The following is a 16909-nucleotide window of genomic DNA, read 5'->3' on the forward strand; positions in this document are numbered from 1 at the left end:
GATGATCGACGCATGAGCGCGACACTCGTGGCCAAGGGCCTGGCCGGCGGCCACGGGCACCGCACCCTCTTCGACGACCTCGACCTCACGGTCGCCCCCGGCGACGTCGTGGGCCTGGTGGGCGTCAACGGGGCCGGCAAGTCGACGCTGCTGCGCCTCCTGGCGGGCGTCGACGAACCGCAGGCCGGCACCGTCACCCTGGCCCCCGGCGACGCGTTCGTCGGATGGCTGCCGCAGGAGCACGAGCGCGTTCCCGGCGAGACCGTCGCCGCCTACATCGGCCGTCGCACCGGGTGCACGCAGGCGACCGCCGACATGGACCGCACCGCAGCGGCCCTCGGCGAGCCGGCCGACGCCTCCGGCACCGTCGACCCGGCCGACGCCTACGCGACCGCGCTCGACCGCTGGCTCGCGAGCGGTGCCGCCGACCTCGACGAGCGGCTCCCCGTCGTGCTCGCCGATCTCGGCGCCGCCATCGACCCCGACGCCCTGATGACGTCGCTGAGCGGCGGCCAGGCCGCGCGCGTCGGACTCGCCGCCCTGCTGCTCAGCCGCTTCGACCTCGTGCTGCTCGACGAGCCCACGAACGACCTCGACCTGGACGGCCTGGACCGGCTCGAGCGCTTCGTGCGCGGCCAGCGCGGCGGCGTCGTGCTCGTGAGCCACGACCGCGAGTTCCTCGCCCGCTGCGTCACGAGCGTGCTCGAGCTCGACCTCGCGCAGTCGTCGAACCGGCTGTTCGGCGGCGGTTACGACGCCTACCTCGAGGAGCGCGAGACCGCCCGCCGGCACGCCCGCGAGGCGTACGACGAGTTCGCCGACAAGAAGGCCGACCTCGTGGGCCGCGCCCGCGTGCAGCGCGAGTGGTCGAGCCAGGGCGTGCGCAACGCGATGAAGAAGGCGCCCGACAACGACAAGATCCGCCGCAAGGCGTCCGCCGAGTCGAGCGAGAAGCAAGCACAGAAGGTGCGCCAGATGGAGAGCCGCATCGCCCGCCTCGACGAGGTCGAGGAGCCCCGCAAGGAGTGGCAGCTGCAGTTCACCATCGGCAGCGCCCCCCGCTCCAGCGCGGTCGTCTCCACCCTCGCGCAGGCCGTCGTCGACCGCGGCTCGTTCGTGCTCGGACCCGTCTCGCTGCAGGTGGCGGCCGGCGACCGCATCGGGATCACGGGACCGAACGGGGCCGGCAAGTCCACCCTGTTGCGCCTCCTGCTCGGCCGCCTCGCGCCCGACCAGGGCACGGCGTCGCTCGGCAGCAGCGTCGCCATCGGCGAGATCGACCAGGCGCGCGCCGTGCTCGCCGGCGGTCGCCCCCTCGCCGACGCGTTCGAGGCGCAGGTGCCCGACTGGCCGCAGGCCGAGGTGCGCACCCTCCTCGCCAAGTTCGGGCTGCGCGCCGACCACGTGGGGCGCCCCGTCGACGAGCTCTCCCCCGGCGAGCGCACCCGCGCCGGCCTCGCGCTGCTGCAGGCCCGTGGCGTCAACGTGCTCGTGCTCGACGAGCCCACGAACCACCTCGACCTCGTCGCGATCGAGCAGCTCGAGCAGGCGCTCGAGGGGTACGAGGGCACGCTGCTGCTCGTCACGCACGACCGCAGGATGCTCGAGACGGTCCGCCTCGACCGTCACTGGCACGTCGAGGGCGGCTCCGTCACCGAGCGGTAACGCCCCGCCGCGCGCCACCAGTTGGCCCGATCACCTGCCCATGACGGCTGACGCACCACGACGTTCGCTGGGCACCGCGAACTCCTGCGGTGCCCAGTGAACTCCGGGTGCCTACCGGAGCAGGCCGACCGTCAGCCGCGCGCGGAGGCGCGACGACGACGCAGCACGAGCGCCGTGCCGCCGCCGAGCAGCGCGAGCGCGGCACCGGCGACGCCGAGGAGCGCGTCGCTGCCCGTGTACGCCAGGCCGTCACGGCCGGAGGCGGTGGGGGCGACCGCCTGCGGGTCGCGACCGGCGGCGGTGCCGGTGGCCGCGCCTCCTGCGGGGGCCGCGGGCTCGACCGCGACGGGCGCGGCGTCGACGGGGTCGGTGCCGGCCTCGCCCTCACCGGGAGCGGGCGCGGTGCCCGGGTCGCCGGGGGCCGGGAGGACAGGGGTGGGGCCGGGCTCGGGCTCCGGGGCCGGCGTCGGGTCGACGGGCGCCGGGGCCGCGACCAGCGACACGGTGCCGTCGGCCGCGACGGTGACGTCGGCGGCCATGGCGGCGGCCAGGTCGAGGCGCTGCCAGCTGCCCTCGGCGCCCTCGTCGAGCGGGTAGCCCGAGTCGATCGCGGTGAGCGCGAGCACCTGACGGCGCTGCTCGGGCGTGAGGTCGGGGTGGCTCGTGAGGAGCAGCGACTCGGCGTTCTCGGGCACCGTGACGGGCTGGCCCGCGGCAGCGATCTGCGGGAACGCGTAGCTCATGCGGGCCTCGTAGACGGCGAGCGCCTCGTCCTCGGGCAGGTACGGCGTGTCGGCGGCGATGCACTCGGCGAGCGGCACGCCGCAGCCTGCCTCGAGGACCGTGTGCAGCTCGGCCGAGGCCTCCTCGAGGAGGACGCGGAACTCGGGGTCGCTCCAGCGGCGCTCGACGATGTGCTGGCCCATCATGCGCCCGCTCATCACGTCGAGGGGGTAGTGCGCGGCCATGACGATGCGGTTGTGGCCGGCCTCGGAGGTGCGCGCGAGGATCTGCGGTGCGAGCTCGGGCAGCATCGTCGCGAGGGCGGTGCCCTGCCAGTACGCCTGCGAGGTGTGGCCGCTGGGGTAGGCGCCCGAGGTCGAGGCCCACGCGTCGCCGCCCTCCTTGTCGCGGTACTCCAGCAGCTCGGGGAACCGGATGTAGGGGCGGTCGTACGAGAAGTGCTGCTTCGCCGGGTTCGACGACGAGTAGTAGCCGATCAGGCCGCCGCTCTTGGCCAGGAGGGCCTGCGTCTTGGGCAGCTCGCCCGCGAGGCGCGCGTCGCGGTAGATCGCGCCGACGCGCTCGCCCATGCCGTCGTGCATCGAGACGGACATGTCGTCGTACTGGTCGATGATCGCGCGCTCGGACTCGAGGTCGGTCGCCGCCTGGTTGATCGCGACGGTCTGCGAGTCGTTGAGGGCGAGGATGTCGGGCCGGTCGGCGCGCAGCTGCGTGAACTGGTCGATGATCGGCACGTAGTCGTAGGTCGCGTTCGACGGGTACGGGTACTGCAGCTGCTCGGGCGTGAAGGGCGTCGCGGCCGAGGCGGCACCGGCGGTCAGGGCGGTGAGCACGACCCCCAGTCCGGTGCTGGCGGCGAGCAGGCCGGCGGCGCGGCGCGTGCGACGGGGGCGTGCGGGTGCGGTGGTGATGATCGTGCCTCTCGTGGGGTGCGGTCGGTGACCCGGGCCTCGGTGCCGACGGCGGTGGCCGTCGGGGCGCGGCGGGCGGGACCCGCCGACCGTAGGGAGGGCGCATGGCCGACCCGTGGACGGCAGGTGACACGGGAGTGACGCCGAGCGGCCCGTCGGTGCGCTCTGCCGCGTGAGGGACGCCCACCCCACCACGGCCCGGGCCGCTCGCGGGCACGGCTCGTACGGTGGGCAGATGCTCCCGCGCCGTCCCGCTCCCGTCGACCCGTCCTCCCCCGACCGGTCCCCCGGCGTTCCCACCGCGCACCTCCACGGTCGCTCGAGTCGTCCGCGCCGCTCGCGCCGCGGCCCTCGCGCGCTGGCCCTGGTGCCCGCGGCACTGCTGACGGCGGCCCTGGCCACGGGCTGCACGACGGGCACGCCCGCCCCGACGACGGGCGGCGACGGCGGCGCGACGACCGGGTCGGCGCCCGGCTCGAACGCCCTCGCGACCTGGCAGCGCGCCCTCGACGACCGCGCCGACGAGCCGGCCACCTGGCTCGCGATCGGCGACTCGCTCACCGAGGGCCAAGGAGCCTCGACCCGCGGGGCCCGTTGGCTCGACCTGGCTCGAGCGGACCTGCGCGAGCGCTTCCCCACCGACGGCGTCCCGGGGGGCGAGGGCTACCTGCCCGCCCGCTTCGCCGTGCAGGGCCCCGACTCGCCGTGGGCCTCGTGGGCCACGGCCTCGACGGCACCGCTCGCCCTGCAGGGCGACGTGCCGTCGTTCGGCCACCGTTCGGTCGACCTCGAGCCCGGTCGGTCCGTCACCTACGCCGTCACCGGCGACGGCCTCGACCTCTGGTGGGCACCCGGCGGCGGCACCGCGACCTGGTCGGTCGACGGTGGTGCCCCCGAGACGGTCGACACGGGCACCGGCACGTCAGGAGGCGCCACCGACGCCGCCCCGCTCGTCACCGAGGTCGAGGGCCTGGCCCCCGGCGACCACGCCGTGACGGTCACCGCGCAGGACGCGGTCGGCCTGGAGGGCCTCACCGCGTACGACGGCGACCGCGACGCCGGCATCGTGACCGTGGACTCGGCCCGGACGGGTGCCACGATCGGGACGTTCCTCGACGACCCGTCGGCGTTCCTGGAGCGCGTGGAGCGCGTCCGGCCCGACCTGGTCACCCTGTCGCTCGGCATCAACGACGCCGCCCAGGGGCGCACCCCGGACCAGATCGCCGACGACTACCGCGCCGTCCTCGACGGCCTCCGCGGGGTCGGGTCGTCGCCGTCGGTCGTGGTGCTCGGCGAGTTCGTGCCCGGGACGTCCGCCGACGGGGCCCTCCCCTCGCCCCTGGCCGACTACACGGCGGCCGTGCGCGGCGCGGCCGAGGAGGCCGGCGCCGAGTACGTGGGGCTGGAGGGCGCGCTGCCCGCCGACGGGCTCGAGGGCCTGCTCTCGGCGGACGGCCTGCACCCGTCCGACGCGGGCCAGCGCCGCGTCGCCGACCTCGTGGTGGGCGTGCTCGCGGACTGAGCGGCGCCGCTCAGTCGATGAACTCGAAGGCGAGGTCCACGAGCTCGTCCTGACCCACGGCGCCCGCGGTGTTCACGTCTGCCACGGCGACGCCGCCGTCGGGCAGGGAGACCGCCGACAGCGTTCCGCTCAGTCCGTCCTGTTCGATCGTGGCGGCGTACGTCCGGCCGTCGAAGGCGGCAGCACGGTCGTCGTCGATCTCCTCGACGTCCGCCCCCGGCAGGCTCTCGGTCACCGCGTCCAGGCCCAGCTCGCCGGCCTCACCGAGGCCCATGATGACCGCGACCCGGTGCACACCGGAGGCGTCGCCCTCGGGCGACGACCACTGGCAGTCCGCGCGCGTGTCGGTGATCGAGCTCGTCGGCGAGGGCTCCAGGCCCTCGACGAGCCCTCCGAGGCGCTCGGCGACCTCGTCGCAGCTCGCCGGCAGCGTCAGCTCGCCGGTCCGCTCGGGCGTCGCCTCGGCGCTCGCCTCGGTGGCGCTCCCGCCCTCGGCCGACCCGCTGGACCCGTCGGAGCCCGGGTCGGACCCGCCTCCCGTGCACCCGGCCAGCAGCAGCGAGAGGGCCAGCGCCCCGGTGGCACTCGCGAGGACGGACTTCTTCGTGGTGGCGCGCACGGCGTTCCCCCTGGTCTCGTGCGCCGGACCCCTTCCGGCGACGGCACCAACCTACCCACCGCCGGCGTGCGCCCGGCCGGGGGACGCCGTGGGTGGGGATGACCTGCGCATGCCGGCCACGGGGCGGACAGGTGGCGGGGTGCGTGGTGAGGTGGAGCCTCCTGGTCCGCACGCGGGCCCCACCGAGAAGAGGCACCACCATGGCATCGCTGCTCCGCAGGTTCGCACCGCTGATCATCACGTTCGTCGTCAAGAAGTTCATGGACAACCGCAACGGCGGTGCCCAGGGCGGCACGCGCGGCGGCTCGGGTCGACGCCGCTGACCTCGCGCGTCGACGGACGAGAGGAGGGCGGCGTCCGACGGACGCCGCCCTCCTGCCGTCCCCGCCGGCCTAGGCGCCCGGTCGCGCCCTGGTCGAGCGGACCGCGAGCCACCGGTCGGTGACGACGACCACGACCAGCACGACCACCGCGACGACGACGTAGAGCACCGGCAGGGCCGCGAGGCCGACGCCGTCGAGGACGATCGCGCCGACGAGCGCACCGCCGCCGATGCCCACGTTGAACCCCGTCGTGTAGAAGGCGCTGGCGAGGTCGCGGATGCGGTCGGGCGCCACCTGCAGCATGCGCGTCTGCAGCAGCGGGGGCAGGGCCCCGAACGTGATGCCCCAGACGACGAGCGCCACGAGCGACGCGACCGTCTGCCCCTCGAGCAGCAGCAGGGCCGCCACCGAGACGGCGGTGACCGCCATGCCGACGGGCACGCTGAGTCGCGGGCGGGCACCCAGGAACCACCCTACGAGCCCGAGGCCGACCGCGCCCGCGATGCCGAAGGCGAAGAGCGCGCCGCTGAGCCCTGCCTCGGGCACGCCCGACTGGCGCGTGAGGAACGGTGCGATGTACGTGTAGAACGAGTAGTGCCCGATCATGAAGACCGCGGTCACGACGCAGCTGATGACGACGCCGGCGACGCTGGGCCGCGGCCGGTGGCGGTACGTCTCGGCGTCGGCCGCGACGACCCGGGCTGCCCCGGTCTCGGTGAGCTCGGCGAGCACCGGCTCGTCGTCGCCCGCAGGAGCCGCGCCCACGTCCGGCAGGAGCCGCCAGACGAGCGCCGCCCCGACGAGCAGCAGCACCGCGAGCAGCACGAACGCCGCCCGCCAGCCCAGCGCCTGCCCGACGGCCGTGCTGAGCGGGACGCCCAGCACGAACGCGAGCGTGCCGCCGCTCATGGCGACCGCGAGCGCGCGCCCCACCTGGTCGCGCCGCACGAGTCGGGCCGCGTAGGCGCCGCCGACGGCCCAGAAGACGCCGTGGGCGAGCCCGCCGAGCACGCGCGCGACGACGAGCAGCGCGTAGCTGGGGGCGAGGGCGCTGGCGACGGCGCTCACCGCGAGGACGAGCAGCAGCCCCACGATGAGCCGGTGCCGCGGCACCCGTCGGGTGAGGTGGGTGAGGCCCGTGCTCGTGAGCACGACGGTGAACGCGAAGACGCTGACGAGCAGGCCGATGCTCGACTCGCTGACGCCGAGCTCGCCGCTCATCTCGGGCAGCAGCCCCGTGGGCAGCATCTCGCCGGTGATGGACAGGAAGGTCGCGACCGCGAGCGCGACGAGGCCGGCCCAGGGGAAGGGCGTCGGCCCCGCGGGGCGCGGCTGCGGGCGCACGGAAGGAGAGGTGGTCATGGTGGGTGCCTCGGTGTCGGCGGGCGCCGTTCCTGCGACCCGACCGTCTCGCGGCGACCAGGGGTCGCTCCGAGTGCGTCGAGGAGGGTGGTGATCCCGACTGCGAGCCCTCGTGCCCGCCCGGGGCCGAGCGTGCCGCTCGACCGTCGGACATCGTACGCGCATCCTGCCCCCAGGTCGAGGGAGCAGCGTGGTCGGGTCGACCGGGAGCCGGTCGCGGAGCGAGGAGACGACGTGGGCAGGCAGCGGGGCGAGCGCGAGGCGGAGCCGGCGGAGAAGACGTGCCGGTCGTGCGGCCGCCGCATCGAGTGGCGGGCCAAGTGGGCGGCCTCCTGGGACGACGTGGCCTGGTGCAGCGACGCCTGTCGCGCGCACGGCGTGACCGCGCTCGACCGCGACCTCGAGGCGCGCGTGCTGTCCCTGCTCGAGCAGCGGGCAGGAGGCGCGACCATCTGCCCGTCGGACGTCGCGCGGTCCGTCGCCCCCGACGACGAGGACGCCTGGCGCGGCCTCATGGAGCCCGTGCGCCGGGCGGCCCGCCGCCTCGTCGCCGCGGGCGAGGTGGAGATCACGCAGCGCGGCTCGGTGGTCGACCCGTCGACCGCGAAGGGCCCGATCCGCATCCGCCGGCGCCGCCGGGGCTGACGCCGCTGCGTCGTCCGGCCCGCCCGGCCCGGGCTCGCCGTCGGCGCAGGGTCACGACCTGCTGGTCAGGACTCCTCGTGGACGCCCTCGTCGCTGCGCCCGGGGCGCACCTTGGCGGTGTCGGCCACGTCGATGCGGGTGACGCCGTCGCCGCGGTCCTCGGACGTGATGCGCGGGGCGGCGTCGGACTCGTCCGACTTCGGCGCCCGGGTCAGCTGGTCGTGGCGCTTCTCGTCGGGCGTCATGTCGTCGGTGCTCATGGCCCGACGATACGCCGGGCGGCGGCGCCCCCCTCCTGCACGCACGGTGCTGTCCACGACGCGCACGCGCCTGGTGCCCGCGAGGCGCCGGACCTACGGTCGGGGGACGGGCCCACGAGGGCCTCGTCCCCTCCCCGAGGAGAGATCCCACGCCGCACGCAGCCGACCACCGCCCCCGCCACACCGATCACGAGACCGTCCGCAGCATGCCGCGCGAGGCCCTCGTCCACTACCTCCAGCAGCGGCTCCACGTCGTCTCGGTGCTCGCCTGACCACCAGCGCCTGCACGCCCGCTCCGAGCATGCTGGGAGCGTCGTCGCCCTCCGGGCGTTGAGTCGACGCATGACCACCATCGGAATCATCGGAGCAGGCAACATCGGCAGCCAGGTCGCACGCGCGGCGATCGAGGTCGGCCACGACATCGTCATCAGCAACTCGCGCGGGCCCGAGACGCTCGCCGACCTCGTCGAGGAGCTCGGCCCGAAGGCCCGTGCCGCGACGGCGCAGGAGGCTGCGGAGGCCGGCGAGGTCGTCGTCGTGACGGTGCCGCTGAAGGCCTACGACCAGGTGCCGGTCGAGCCGCTCGCCGGCAAGATCGTCATCGACACCAACAACTACTACTTCGAGCGCGACGGCCGCATCGCCCCGCTCGACGCGGGCGTCGACACCGTCTCGCAGATGCTGCAGCGCCACCTGCCGACGAGCAAGGTCGCCAAGGGCTTCAACCACATCATGGCGAAGGACATCACGACCGACGGCACCCCCGCCGGCACCGAGGGCCGTCGCGCCCTGGCCACCTCGAGCGACTTCGAGGAGGCCGCCGAGTTCGTGCAGGGGCTCTACGACCAGATGGGCTTCGACACCGTCAACGTCGGCCCGCTGAGCGAGAGCTGGCGCGTCGAGCGCGACCAGCCCGCCTACGTCGTGTCGCAGACGCGCAGCGAGCTCGTCGCGAACCTGGCCAAGGCCGAGCGCATCACGGCGACCGACACGGACGAGCAGCCCGGCGCGAGCGAGTAGCTCCTCACCGCTCCACGCGCAGGAGGCGCGGGTCCCGTCCGACGGGACCCGCGCCTCCTGCGTCATCGTGGCGGCCCGCACTACCCTGGGCGGGTGAGCGACGCGACCGACCCCACCCCCGACACGACCCACTGGACCCTCACGCTCGTCTGTGCGGACGCCCCCGGCATCGTGCACGCGGTGAGCGGCGCGGTCGTCGAGGCCGGCGGCAACATCACCGAGTCGGCGCAGTTCTCCAGCCACGACACGGGCACCTTCTTCATGCGCCTGCAGGTCGAGGCCGCCGCCGACCGCACCGCGTTCGAGACGGTGCTCGCCCCCGTGGTCGAGCGCTACGGCATGCACTGGAAGCTCGACGTCGTCGGACGCCCGCTGCGCACCCTCGTGCTGGCGAGCAAGGCGGGGCACTGCCTCAACGACCTGCTGTTCCGGCAGCGGGCGGGGCAGCTGCCGGTCGAGATCCCCCTGGTCCTGGCGAACCACCCCGACCTCGGCGGGCTGGCCGAGTTCTACGGGGTGCCGTTCGAGCACCACGCCGTCGCGGGCCCGGACGACAAGGCTCGCTTCGAGGCGCGCGTGCTGCAGGTCGTCGACCGGTACGACGTCGAGCTGGTGGTGCTCGCGCGCTACATGCAGATCCTCAGCCCCGAGCTCTGCGCCGCCCTCGAGGGGCGGGCGATCAACATCCACCACTCGTTCCTGCCCGGGTTCAAGGGCGCCAACCCGTACCGCCAGGCGCACGCCCGCGGGGTCAAGCTCATCGGCGCGACGGCGCACTTCGTCACGAGCGACCTCGACGAGGGGCCGATCATCGAGCAGAACGTCGTGCGGGTCGACCACACGCGCACGCCCGCCGAGCTCGTCGCCATCGGGCAGGACGAGGAGAGCCGCACGCTCACGCAGGCCGTGCGCTGGTTCGCGGAGGACCGGGTGCTGCTCGACGGGGCGCGCACCATCGTCTTCCGCTGAACCTCCTGGGCTCCGCCCGACCAGGGGTCGTCATCTCGTACAGTCGGTGACGACGACAGGTCATGACCGGACGGGACCACCTCCGCCCGACCGAGCGCGACGGAGGACGACGATGCCCGAGCACCTCACCGACGGCGCCGTGCCGAAGCACGAGCAGCTGCGCGGGATCCTGCAGCGCCTCGCCGCCGACGAACTGCCCGCGGGCGCCGCGATCCCCAGCGAGCGACAGCTGATGCTCGACTACGGCGTGAGCCGCATCACGGTGCGCGAGGCCGTCGGCCAGCTCGTCTCCGACGGCTGGCTCTCGCGCGTGCGCGGCAAGGGCACCTTCGTCGCGCACCGCCCCCTCCGCTCCACGCTGCACCTGGCGTCGTTCACCAGCGAGATGACGGCGCTCGGCCACGTGCCGAGCACCGTCGTGCTCGTGCGCGAGCTCGCCGTGCCGCCCGCCGACACCGCCGCGGCCCTGCGGCTCGACGCCGGGGAGGAGGCGCTGCACGTCAAGCGCCTGCGCCTCGCCGACGGGGAGCCGGTGAGCGTCGACGACGCGTGGTTCCCGGCCGGGCCGCTGCCGGGACTGCTCGACCGCGACCTCAGCTCCTCGCTCTACCGCATGCTCGCCGACGACTACGACCTGCCCCTGTCGGACGCGACGCAGACGGTGAGCGCCGAGCCGGCGCCGGCCGACGTGGCCACGATGCTGGGCACGCGCGACGGAGCACCGGTGCTCGTCTTCGACCGGGTGTCGCGGTCCCGCGAGCTGCCCGTCGAGCACGCCACCAGCTGGTACCGCTCCGACCGCTACCGCGTGACCATGCACGTGTCCTCGGAGGACGCCCGCCCGGGGAGCGCGGGCTCCTCGGCCTGAGCCGGCGCGGCCGCACGGTGCTCGGCCGTGTCCGGCCGCGCCCTGCTCGTCCACCGCCGATCGGCCGGACGCTCGTCCGCCGACCGGCCGCTCCGGGTCAGGCGTCGAACAGCGCCGCGCCCCGCTCGACGACCGTGCCCACGGCCTCCTGCCCCACGCTGTCGGGCGCGCTGTCGAGCACGACGACGGGGCACACGGCCGAGAGCCCGGCCTCGGCCACGACGGCCGGGTCGAAGCGCACGACGACCTCGCCCGCGGCGACCGTGGCCCCCTCGGCGACGGCCAGCTCGAAGCCCCGGCCGCCGAGGCCGACGGTGTCGATGCCGACGTGCACGAGCAGCCCCGTGCCCGAGGCGAGCACGACCGCGAAGGCGTGCGGGTGCAGCTTGACGACGGTGCCGTCGACGGGCGAGGCCACGTCGACGAGCCGGTCGCCGGCAGGAGGCGCGCCCGGCTCGATCGCGACGCCCGCGCCGACGAGCTGGCCGGCGAACACCGCGTCGGGCACCTCGGCCAGCGCGACGACGCGGCCCGCGACCGGGGCGAGGACGGCCGTCACGGCAGGAGGTCGTTGATGTCTTCCGCCAGGGAGTCGGCGATCGTGCCCACGATCACCTGCACGCTGCCGCCGGCGTGCACGACGGCGGTCGCGCCCGCGGCCTTGAGGGCGGCGTCGTCGACGAGGGAGACGTCGTGGACGTCGGTGCGGAGGCGCGTGATGCACCCCTCGATCTCCTCGATGTTGTCGGCACCGCCGAGACCGTCGATCATCGCCTGCGCTCTGGACATGGGGGCGTTCCCTTCGTCGTGGGGCTCGAGGCCGGCCGGCGTCGAGCGTCGTCGCTCACGGTGAGCGCCACGTCAAGATTGACACCGCCCACCGGTCTGAGGAAACTACCACTCACTGGTCATGACCGGACGGGACCGGTCGCCACGTACTCATCGACGAGAGGACCGCGCCATGGCGACGACGACGACGACCGGGGCGACGACCCCGAAGCGGGGCTCGGCAGCCTTCGGGGTGCTGCAGCGCCTGGGGCGCAGCCTCATGCTGCCGATCGCGGTGCTGCCCGCCGCGGGCCTCCTGCTGCGCCTCGGCCAGCCCGACCTGCTCGGCGCGATCCCGGGCTTCGAGACCGGCGGCGCCGTCATCAGCGCCGCCGGCCAGGCCGTGTTCACCTGGCTCCCGCTGATCTTCGCGGTCGGCATCGCCATCGGCTGGGCCAAGAAGTCCGACGGCTCGACCGCCCTCGCGGCCGTGGTCGGCTTCATGGTGGTCGACGGGGTCTTCGACGCCATGTCGCCCCTCGTCCTCGCCGGCGAGGAGACCGCCTCGGGCGACCAGGCGCTCATCGACTACGGCGTCCTCGCCGGCATCGTCATGGGCATCCTGAGCGCCGTCCTCTGGCAGCGCTTCTACCGGACGAAGCTGCCCGACTTCCTCGGGTTCTTCTCGGGCCGTCGCCTCGTGCCGATCATCACCGCGGCCACCGGTCTCGTCGTCGGCGTCGTCATGGCCTTCGTCTACCCGCTGTTCAACGCCGCCCTGACCTGGATCGGCACCTCCGTCGCGGCGAACGACGTGGTCGGCGGCGGCATCTACGGCACCGTCAACCGGCTGCTCATCCCCACGGGCCTGCACCACATCCTCAACTCCGTCGTGTGGTTCCTCGTCGGCGACTTCACCGGAGCCGACGGCGAGATCTACCGAGGTGACCTCACGCGCTTCTTCCAGGGCGACCCGACGGCCGGGGTCTTCATGACCGGGTTCTTCCCGATCTTCATGTTCGCGCTGCCCGCCGCGGCCCTCGCGATCTGGCGCCACGCCCGCCCCGAGAAGAAGAAGCTCATCGGCGGCATCATGCTGTCGACCGCGCTCACGGCGTTCCTCACCGGCATCACCGAGCCGCTCGAGTTCTCGTTCATGTTCGTCGCCTGGCCGCTCTACCTCGTGCACGCGGTGCTCACCGGCACGTCGATGATGCTGGTCAACGCGCTCGACATCCACACCGGCTTTTCGTTCTCGGCCGGGCTCATCGACTACGTGCTCAACTTCGGCCTCTCCCAGAACTCGATCTGGTTGATCCCGATCGGCCTCGGCTACGCCGTGATCTACTACGTCGTCTTCAGCTTCGTGATCAAGAAGTGGAACCTGAAGACGCCGGGCCGCGAGGACGACGACGCCGACGCGGAGTCGGCCGACGCGGCGACGAAGGCCTGAGGCACGGCGTGGAGGTCGTCGTCGTCCGTGACGCCGCCGAGGTGGGCCGCGTCTCCGCCGCGCTCGTCGCACGGCTCGTCTCCCGCGACCCGGAGGCCGTGCTCGGCCTGGCGACCGGGTCGTCGCCCACGGGCACGTACGCCGCGCTCGCCGAGCGCGTGGCGGCGGGCGAGCTCGACCTGGGCCGCGCCTCCGGCTTCGCCCTCGACGAGTACGTGGGGATCCCCCTCGAGCACCCGGAGTCGTACGCGTCGGTGCTCCGGCGCGACGTCGTCGAGCCGCTCGGGATGGACCCGTCGCGGGTGCACGTGCCCGACGGGCGGGCCGACGACCTCGAGGCCGCGGCCGCCGCGTACGAGGCGGCGATCGTCGCCGCGGGCGGCGTCGACCTGCAGATCCTCGGCATCGGCACGAACGGGCACATCGGCTTCAACGAGCCGACCTCGTCGTTCGCGTCGCGCACGCGCATCAAGACGCTCGCGCCGCGGACCCGCACCGACAACGCGCGGTTCTTCGACGACCCCCAGCAGGTGCCGACCCACTGCCTGACGCAGGGCCTCGACACGATCCTCGACGCCCGCGCCGTCGTGCTCGTCGCGCAGGGCGAGGGCAAGGCCGCGGCCGTCGCCGGTGCGGTCGAGGGTCCGCTCTCGGCGATGTGCCCGGGCAGCGCGCTGCAGCTGCACCGCCGCGCGACCGTCGTCGTCGACGAGGCGGCCGCGTCACGGCTCACGCTGGTCGACTACTACCGGTACACCTATGAGAACAAGCCGGAGTGGCAGCGGGTCGAGTGACGGCCGCGGCGCGCGAGCGCCTCGTGGGCAGCGGACGGCAGGCCGCGCTCAGCCCTTGAGGTCGGGGAAGTCCTCCTCGCGCCACTCCCCCGTCAGCGGCTCGGCGCCGGGCTCCACCGCGGCCTCCTCGCGCTGCCGCAGCTCCACGCGACGGATCTTGCCCGAGATGGTCTTCGGCAGCTCGGCGAACTCGACGCGTCGCACCCGGTCGTAGCCGGGCAGGTTGGCACGGGCGTGGGCGAGGACCGCCCGGGCCGTCTCGGCGGTGGGCTCCCAGCCCTCGGCGAGCGCCACGTACGCCTTGACGACCGCGAGGCGCACCGGGTCGGGCGCCGGCACGACGGCCGACTCGGCGACCGCGGGGTGCTGGATCAGCACGCTCTCGACCTCGAACGGCGACACCTTGAAGTCGCTCGACTTGAACACGTCGTCGGTGCGCCCGACGAAGGTGATCATGCCGTCCTCGCCGCGCACCGCGACGTCGCCGGTGTGGAAGAGCCCGTCGCGCTGGGCGGTGGCAGTGCGCTCGTCGTCGGCGAGGTAGCCCTGCATGAGGTTCACGGGGCGCACCGCGAGGTCGAGGCAGAGCTCGCCCTCGTCGCCGCGCTCGCCCGTGACCGGGTCGACGAGCACCACCTCGACGCCGGGCAGCGGCCGCCCCATCGAGCCCGCGCGCACGGTCCCGCCGGGGGCGTTCGCGACGATCGCGGTCGTCTCGGTCTGGCCGTAGCCGTCGCGGATGCCGAGGCCCCACCCCTCCTGCACCCGGTCGATGACCTCGGGGTTGAGCGGCTCGCCCGCCGAGAGCGCCTCGCGCAGCGCCGACGGGCGCTCGCCGAGCGACGACTGGATCAGCATGCGCCACACCGTCGGCGGCGCGCAGAACGAGGTCACCTCGGCCCGCTCCAGCTGCTCGCGCAGCACCACGGGGCTGAAGCGCCGGTAGGCGTGCACGAAGACGGTGGCCTCGGCGGTCCACGGTGCGAAGAAGCAGCTCCACGCGTGCTTGCCCCAGCCCGGCGACGAGATCGTCATGTGGACGTCGCCCGGGCGCACGCCCAGCCAGTACGACGTGGTGAGGTGCCCGACCGGGTACGAGGCGTGCGTGTGCACGACCATCTTCGGCTTGTTCGTGGTGCCCGAGGTGAAGTAGACCAGGCACGGGTCGTCCGTCGCCACGGCGACGTCGGGGCCGGGTCCGGAGGCGCGGTGCGAGTCCGCCCAGTCGGCCCACCCGGTGGGGGTCGCGCCTCCTGCCGGGCCGACCGCGATGCGCGTGACGCCCTCGATGCCGGGCACGGCGTCGAAGAGCGGCGCCTCGTCGACGCCCGCGACGACGTGCCGGACGCGGCCGCGGTCGATCCGGTCGGCGAGGTCGGCGGTGCCGAGCGCCGTCGACGTGGGCAGGATCACGGCGCCGAGCTTCATGACGGCGAGCATCGCCTCCCACAGCTCGACCTGGTTCCCCAGGACGAGCATCACGTGGTCGCCCCGGGCGACGCCGAGGCCGTGCAGCCAGGCCGCGACCTGATCGCTGCGGCGGCGCATCTCGTCGAACGTGACGCGGTCCTCGCTGCCGTCGTCGTGCACGATCCACAGCGCGAGGCGCTCGTTGCCCTCCGCGATCACGTCGAACCAGTCCGTGGCCCAGTTGAAGGCCGGGCCGACGTCGGGCCAGGTGAACGCGGCGCGGGCGCCGTCGAGGTCGTGCGAGTGCGCGACGAGGAGGTCGCGGGCGGCACGGAACGCCTCGGTGCCGGAGGCGGCGGGCGCGGACGACGAGGACGGGCTGCTCGGGTGCATCCGTCGATCATCCTCCCGTCGGCATTCCGGCGGCGGCATGGGGGACGCGAGGTCCGACGAGCGGGGCGCCGCCGCCGTGCCCCGGCCAGGACCCGCCGTGCGTCGTGTGAACACTGCGTGACGGAGGGACCGTGCACGGACGGGAGGGTGCACAGTGGTGCGATGACGACGCAGTCCCTCCTCGTGCTCGGTGGCACAGGCCAGATCAGCGCCTCCGTGGTGCGCGAGGCGGTGCGGCGCGGCACCCGCGTGACGGTCCTCAACCGGGGCACCACGAGCATCCGACCGCTCCCCGACGAGGTCGAGCACCTCGTCGCCGACGTGCGCGACGAGGCCTCGTTCGCGGCCGCCGTCGCGGGGCGGCGCTTCGACGTCGTCGTCGACGTGCTCACCTACACGCCGGACCAGCTCGCGACGACGCTGCGGGTCGTCGGCGACGCGTGCGACCAGTACGTGTTCGTCGGCTCGGCCTCCAGCTACCAGAAGCCGCCGTCGGCGCTGCCGATCACCGAGGCGACGCCGCTGCACAACCCGTGGTCGCCGTACGCGCGGGACAAGATCGCGTGCGAGCGCCTCCTGCGCGAGGCGCACGTCGCCGGCCGGGTCCGCGCCACCGTCGTGCGCCCCTCGCACACGTACGACCGCACGCACGTGCCGCTGCTCGGCGGGTGGACCGTCGTCGACCGCATGCGCCGCGGCGCCCCCGTCGTGCTGCACGGCGACGGCACCTCGATGTGGGCCCTGACCTGGTCGGACGACTTCGCCCGCGCCTTCGTCGAGCTGCTCGGCCACCCCGGGGCGATCGGCGAGGCGTTCCACATCATGTCGTCCGAGCCGCTCACCTGGAACCACGTCGCGCACTGCCTCGCCGACGCCGCCGGCGCCGTCGAGAGGCTCGAGGTCGTGCACCGCACCACGAGCGACCTGGTCGCGACCGTGCCCGAGTGGGACGCCGACCTGCGCGGCGACCGCAGCCACCCGGCCGTGTTCGACACGACGAAGATCCGCACGCTCGCGCCCTGGTGGGAGCCGCAGGTGCCGTTCGCCGAGGGCGCCCGCAGGATCGTCGCCTGGTACGACGAGGACCCCTCGCGCCGCGTCGTCGACCCCGAGGTCGACGCCCGCTACGAGCGGCTGCTGACCCGCCGCTAGGCCCACCTCACCTCACTCCCCCTCCTCTCCT

17 protein-coding genes are annotated in these 16909 nt (G+C 74.2%); 10 read left to right on the forward strand and 7 right to left on the reverse strand.

Features of this window, described 5'->3' with window-relative positions; translation table 11 throughout:
- Positions 1 to 12: 12 nt before the first annotated feature.
- Positions 13 to 1665: an ABC-F family ATP-binding cassette domain-containing protein gene (locus ACYVHQ_RS08730; protein WP_460512126.1), complete on the forward strand. Its 1653-nt coding sequence runs from the start codon at positions 13 to 15 to the stop codon at positions 1663 to 1665.
- 131 nt (positions 1666 to 1796) lie between these two features.
- On the opposite strand, the gene ACYVHQ_RS08735 is transcribed toward ACYVHQ_RS08730, so the two are convergent.
- A complete protein-coding gene (locus ACYVHQ_RS08735; protein ID WP_460512128.1) occupies positions 1797 to 3242 on the reverse strand; it encodes an acid phosphatase in 1446 nt (481 codons plus the stop codon).
- A 445-nt stretch (positions 3243 to 3687) separates the two neighbouring features.
- Between ACYVHQ_RS08735 and ACYVHQ_RS08740 the strand changes: the two genes are divergently transcribed.
- A complete protein-coding gene (locus tag ACYVHQ_RS08740; protein ID WP_460512130.1) occupies positions 3688 to 4842 on the forward strand; it encodes an SGNH/GDSL hydrolase family protein in 1155 nt (384 codons plus the stop codon).
- A gap of 10 nt (positions 4843 to 4852) precedes the next feature.
- On the opposite strand, the gene ACYVHQ_RS08745 is transcribed toward ACYVHQ_RS08740, so the two are convergent.
- Positions 4853 to 5461, reverse strand: a complete 609-nt coding sequence (locus ACYVHQ_RS08745) for a hypothetical protein (protein ID WP_460512132.1) — start codon at positions 5459 to 5461, stop codon at positions 4853 to 4855.
- A 200-nt stretch (positions 5462 to 5661) separates the two neighbouring features.
- Between ACYVHQ_RS08745 and ACYVHQ_RS08750 the strand changes: the two genes are divergently transcribed.
- Entirely contained in the window at positions 5662 to 5784 is a 123-nt protein-coding gene (locus ACYVHQ_RS08750) for a hypothetical protein (protein ID WP_460512134.1), read from the forward strand.
- Positions 5785 to 5853: 69 nt separating this feature from the next.
- On the opposite strand, the gene ACYVHQ_RS08755 is transcribed toward ACYVHQ_RS08750, so the two are convergent.
- Positions 5854 to 7146 (reverse strand): MFS transporter, encoded by a 1293-nt coding sequence (locus ACYVHQ_RS08755; RefSeq protein WP_460512135.1) that lies wholly within the window; start codon positions 7144 to 7146, stop codon positions 5854 to 5856.
- A 234-nt stretch (positions 7147 to 7380) separates the two neighbouring features.
- Between ACYVHQ_RS08755 and ACYVHQ_RS08760 the strand changes: the two genes are divergently transcribed.
- On the forward strand, positions 7381 to 7791 hold the full coding sequence (locus ACYVHQ_RS08760) for a DUF3253 domain-containing protein (protein WP_460512137.1): 411 nt from the start codon (positions 7381 to 7383) through the stop codon (positions 7789 to 7791).
- A 65-nt stretch (positions 7792 to 7856) separates the two neighbouring features.
- On the opposite strand, the gene ACYVHQ_RS08765 is transcribed toward ACYVHQ_RS08760, so the two are convergent.
- The gene (locus tag ACYVHQ_RS08765) at positions 7857 to 8051 is read right to left on the reverse strand and encodes a hypothetical protein (protein ID WP_460512139.1); all 195 of its coding nucleotides are present in this window, start codon (positions 8049 to 8051) and stop codon (positions 7857 to 7859) included.
- A 330-nt stretch (positions 8052 to 8381) separates the two neighbouring features.
- On the opposite strand from ACYVHQ_RS08765, the gene ACYVHQ_RS08770 reads away from it, so the two are divergent.
- The 3 genes from ACYVHQ_RS08770 (at position 8382) to ACYVHQ_RS08780 (ending at position 10908) form a co-directional block, all read left to right on the forward strand.
- On the forward strand, positions 8382 to 9071 hold the full coding sequence (locus ACYVHQ_RS08770) for an NADPH-dependent F420 reductase (protein WP_460512141.1): 690 nt from the start codon (positions 8382 to 8384) through the stop codon (positions 9069 to 9071).
- Positions 9072 to 9164: 93 nt separating this feature from the next.
- Entirely contained in the window at positions 9165 to 10040 is an 876-nt protein-coding gene (purU, locus tag ACYVHQ_RS08775) for a formyltetrahydrofolate deformylase (protein WP_460512142.1), read from the forward strand.
- 112 nt (positions 10041 to 10152) lie between these two features.
- Complete coding sequence (locus ACYVHQ_RS08780; protein WP_460512144.1) at positions 10153 to 10908, forward strand: GntR family transcriptional regulator; 756 nt, start codon at positions 10153 to 10155, stop codon at positions 10906 to 10908.
- Positions 10909 to 11005: 97 nt separating this feature from the next.
- Here ACYVHQ_RS08780 and ACYVHQ_RS08785 read toward each other — a convergent pair whose 3' ends face one another.
- Both ACYVHQ_RS08785 and ACYVHQ_RS08790 read right to left on the reverse strand, forming a co-directional pair.
- Positions 11006 to 11467, reverse strand: a complete 462-nt coding sequence (locus ACYVHQ_RS08785) for a PTS sugar transporter subunit IIA (RefSeq protein ID WP_460512146.1) — start codon at positions 11465 to 11467, stop codon at positions 11006 to 11008.
- On the reverse strand, positions 11464 to 11697 hold the full coding sequence (locus tag ACYVHQ_RS08790) for a glucose PTS transporter subunit EIIB (protein ID WP_460512148.1): 234 nt from the start codon (positions 11695 to 11697) through the stop codon (positions 11464 to 11466). The genes ACYVHQ_RS08785 and ACYVHQ_RS08790 overlap by 4 nt, the downstream gene beginning before the upstream one ends.
- A 172-nt stretch (positions 11698 to 11869) precedes the next feature.
- On the opposite strand from ACYVHQ_RS08790, the gene ACYVHQ_RS08795 reads away from it, so the two are divergent.
- Complete coding sequence (locus ACYVHQ_RS08795) at positions 11870 to 13129, forward strand: PTS transporter subunit EIIC (protein ID WP_460512150.1); 1260 nt, start codon at positions 11870 to 11872, stop codon at positions 13127 to 13129.
- Positions 13130 to 13137: 8 nt separating this feature from the next.
- Complete coding sequence (gene nagB, locus ACYVHQ_RS08800) at positions 13138 to 13923, forward strand: glucosamine-6-phosphate deaminase (RefSeq protein ID WP_460512151.1); 786 nt, start codon at positions 13138 to 13140, stop codon at positions 13921 to 13923.
- Positions 13924 to 13971: 48 nt separating this feature from the next.
- Here the strand turns inward: nagB and ACYVHQ_RS08805 are convergent, their stop codons facing one another.
- Entirely contained in the window at positions 13972 to 15726 is a 1755-nt protein-coding gene (locus ACYVHQ_RS08805; protein ID WP_460512154.1) for an AMP-binding protein, read from the reverse strand.
- Positions 15727 to 15888: 162 nt separating this feature from the next.
- On the opposite strand from ACYVHQ_RS08805, the gene ACYVHQ_RS08810 reads away from it, so the two are divergent.
- Positions 15889 to 16878, forward strand: coding sequence for an NAD-dependent epimerase/dehydratase family protein (locus ACYVHQ_RS08810; protein WP_460512156.1), 990 nt, complete (start codon positions 15889 to 15891; stop codon positions 16876 to 16878).
- Positions 16879 to 16909 lie beyond the last annotated feature (31 nt).

It is taken from the genome of Frigoribacterium salinisoli, assembly GCF_054781095.1.

What these genes read in the sequence shown, in the direction of transcription:
- ACYVHQ_RS08730 (WP_460512126.1), top strand. Translation starts at nt 13, where the DNA reads ATGAGCGCGACACTCGTGGCCAAGGGCCTGGCCGGCGGCCACGGGCAC.
- ACYVHQ_RS08750 (WP_460512134.1), top strand. Translation starts at nt 5,662, where the DNA reads ATGGCATCGCTGCTCCGCAGGTTCGCACCGCTGATCATCACGTTCGTC.
- ACYVHQ_RS08755 (WP_460512135.1), bottom strand. Translation starts at nt 7,146, where the DNA reads ATGACCACCTCTCCTTCCGTGCGCCCGCAGCCGCGCCCCGCGGGGCCG.
- ACYVHQ_RS08765 (WP_460512139.1), bottom strand. Translation starts at nt 8,051, where the DNA reads ATGAGCACCGACGACATGACGCCCGACGAGAAGCGCCACGACCAGCTG.
- ACYVHQ_RS08780 (WP_460512144.1), top strand. Translation starts at nt 10,153, where the DNA reads ATGCCCGAGCACCTCACCGACGGCGCCGTGCCGAAGCACGAGCAGCTG.
- ACYVHQ_RS08790 (WP_460512148.1), bottom strand. Translation starts at nt 11,697, where the DNA reads ATGTCCAGAGCGCAGGCGATGATCGACGGTCTCGGCGGTGCCGACAAC.
- ACYVHQ_RS08795 (WP_460512150.1), top strand. Translation starts at nt 11,870, where the DNA reads ATGGCGACGACGACGACGACCGGGGCGACGACCCCGAAGCGGGGCTCG.
- ACYVHQ_RS08805 (WP_460512154.1), bottom strand. Translation starts at nt 15,726, where the DNA reads ATGCACCCGAGCAGCCCGTCCTCGTCGTCCGCGCCCGCCGCCTCCGGC.
- ACYVHQ_RS08810 (WP_460512156.1), top strand. Translation starts at nt 15,889, where the DNA reads ATGACGACGCAGTCCCTCCTCGTGCTCGGTGGCACAGGCCAGATCAGC.